The 3,144-nt window shown below is 56.5% G+C and carries 2 rRNA genes (1 of these 2 running past the window's edge); both read right to left on the bottom strand.

Going from position 1 to position 3,144, the window contains the following annotated elements:
- Positions 1-51 precede the first annotated feature (51 nt).
- A 5S ribosomal RNA gene (gene rrf / locus MNZ39_RS22895) occupies positions 52-168 on the bottom strand.
- Positions 169-323: 155 nt separating this feature from the next.
- Positions 324-3,144, bottom strand: a 23S ribosomal RNA gene (locus MNZ39_RS22890); it runs 156 nt beyond the window's last position.

The raw sequence follows: 3,144 nt of genomic DNA, 5'->3' as shown, positions 1-3,144 counted from the left end.
CAAAAGAAAAAAGCCCGCCGGCGCGAATTGCGCCAGCGGGCCAAGAAAAAAATGCGGCAGCGACCTACTCTCCCACACCGCTTCCGGTGCAGTACCATCGGCTCTGGTGGGCTTAACTACCGTGTTCGGGATGGGAACGGGTGTGACCCCACCGAAATAGCCACCGCAAACCTGGAAAAGAGCTCGAGAAGCGACTGCTGCTGCTTCTCGCTGAATACGAAGGGTTAGAAGAGTCTTCCAGCGGGCCTCGCGTGGCCCGGACTACACGTTTCGATGCCTCGATCTCGACCTCGTCCAATGGTCGTCTACGACCTGAGAAGAGGGAGACCAAGCCGCACGCCCGATTAGTACCGGTCAGCTGAGCGCCTCACGGCGCGTACACCTCCGGCCTATCAACCTCGTCGTCTTCGAGGGGGCTTCAGGGGCTTGCGCCCGGGAGAAGTCGTCTCGAGGTTGGCTTCCCGCTTAGATGCTTTCAGCGGTTATCCGTTCCGCACATAGCTACCCAGCGATGCCCCTGGCGGGACAACTGGTACACCAGCGGTGCGTCCATCCCGGTCCTCTCGTACTAAGGACAGATCCTCTCACTTCTCCTACGCCCACGGCAGATAGGGACCAAACTGTCTCACGACGTTTTGAACCCAGCTCGCGTACCGCTTTAATTGGCGAACAGCCAAACCCTTGGGACCTGCTCCAGCCCCAGGATGCGATGAGCCGACATCGAGGTGCCAAACCGCGTCGTCGATGTGAACTCTTGGACGCGATAAGCCTGTTATCCCCAGAGTACCTTTTATCCGTTGAGCGATGGCCCTTCCATACAGAACCACCGGATCACTATGACCTGCTTTCGCACCTGCTCGAGCCGTCGCTCTCGCAGTCAAGCTCCCTTATGCCATTGCACTCGACGCCTGGTTTCCAATCAGGCTGAGGGAACCTTAGCGCGCCTCCGTTACTTTTTGGGAGGCGACCGCCCCAGTCAAACTACCCACCAGCCATTGTTCCCGACCCCGATGAGGGGTCCAGGTTAGACACCAGAAATCGCCAGGGTGGTATTTCACCGTTGCCTCCCCCCAAGCTAGCGCCCGGGGTTCATAGGCTCCCACCTATCCTACACAAGCAATTCCTAGTGTCAGTGGCAAGTTGTAGTAAAGGTTCATGGGGTCTTTCCGTCTTGCCGCGGGTAAACTGCATCGGCACAGCTATTTCAATTTCGCTGAGTCCCTGGTCGAGACAGCGCGGAAGTCGTTACGCCTTTCGTGCAGGTCGGAACTTACCCGACAAGGAATTTCGCTACCTTAGGACCGTTATAGTTACGGCCGCCGTTTACCGGGGCTTCGGTTCATCGCTTTGGCCTTGCGGCCTGACGAATCACCTTAACCTTCCGGCACCGGGCAGGCGTCAGACCCTATACGTCCACTTGACGTGTTTGCAGAGTCCTGTGTTTTTGTTAAACAGTCGCTACCGCCATTTATCTGCGACCCAGTGTCGCTTCAGGAGCAAGTCCCTACACGACGCCGGGCCCCCCTTCTTCCGAAGTTACGGGGGTAGATTGCAGAGTTCCTTGACCAGAGTTCTCTCAAGCGCCTTAGGATTTTCTCCTCGCCCACCTGTGTCGGTTTGCGGTACGGGCGCCTCGTCAGCTCCACGCGGGGATTTTCTAGGAAGCATGGGATCACGCACTTCAGGCCTTGCGGCCACGTCATCACCTCTCGGCGTTAACGGCCTCACCTTTTCATCGTATGAGGCCCGCCTACGGGCTTGAACCGGGACGACCGTCACCCGGCTGCGCTACCCTTCTCCGTCCCCCCTCGCTTCAACGCCAACGGGGCGGTACAGGAATATTAACCTGTTGTCCATCGCCTACGCCTTTCGGCCTCGGCTTAGGGCCCGACTAACCCTGGGCGGATTAACCTTCCCCAGGAAACCTTGGGCTTACGGCGAACGAGTTTCTCACTCGTTTTGTCGCTACTCATATCGGCATCAGCTCTAGAACAGACTCCACCAGTCCTTGCGGTCTGGCTTCGCTGCCGGTTCTACGCTCCCCTACCGATCCCTTGCGGGATCCCGTGGCTTCGGTGTCATGCTTGAGACCCGATACATTTTCGGCGCAGTCTCGCTTGATCAGTGAGCTATTACGCTATCTTTAAAGGATGGCTGCTTCTAAGCCAACCTCCTGATTGTCAAAGCGCTACCACATCCTTTTTGTGATCACTTAGCATGAACTTGGGGACCTTAGCCGACGATCTGGGTTATTCCCCTCTCGCCGATGAATGTTATCACCCACCGACTGCGTCCCGGGATAACAGTTTCAGGCATTCGGAGTTTGGTACGGTTTGGTAATCTGGTAGGACCCCTAGCCGTTCCAGTGCTCTACCTCCTGAACTGAATTTCCCGAGCCGATACCTAAATATCTTTCGGGGAGAACCAGCTATCACCAAGTTTGATTGGCCTTTCACCCCTACTCACAGCTCATCCCAGAAGTTTTCAACCTCCATGAGTTCGGTCCTCCACGCGGTTTTACCCGCGCTTCAACCTGGCCATGAGTAGATCACCTGGCTTCGGGTTATAATGATTGCGACTGGCGCCCGTTTCGGACTCGCTTTCGCTGCGCCTCCGGCTATCGCCTTAAGCTCGCCACAACCATTAAGTCGCCGATTCATGATGCAAAAGGTACGCTCTCAGGCATTCCGCTTGCGCGGCATAGCCCTCGAACTGCTTGTAGGCATGCGGTTTCAGGTTCTTTTGACTCCCCTAACAGGGGTTCTTTTCACCTTTCCCTCGCGGTACTTGTTCACTATCGGTCTCTAGGGAGTATTTAGCCTTACGAGATGGTCCTCGCAGATTCAGGCAGGATTTCACGTGTCCCGCCTTACTTGGGTACGCAATCAGGAGATACACATCGGTTTCGGTTACGGGACTGTCACCCTCTGTGGTCCGACTTTCCAGACGGCTCACCTACCGATGCTTCTCTCCCGGGTCATCCCCATTGCGCCCCTCAACCCCAGCTGGACTCGCGTCCAACCGGTTTGGGCTGTTCCGCTTTCGCTCGCCACTACTGACGGAATCGCTGTTTGCTTTCTCTTCCTCCGGGTACTGAGATGTTTCACTTCCCCGGGTTCGCTTCCTGCACCTATGGATTCAGCG

Source organism: Anaeromyxobacter sp. SG66, from assembly GCF_022690805.1.
GTDB classification, from domain to species: domain Bacteria; phylum Myxococcota; class Myxococcia; order Myxococcales; family Anaeromyxobacteraceae; genus Anaeromyxobacter; species Anaeromyxobacter soli.
This window is presented reverse-complemented; position numbering and strand designations above follow the sequence as displayed.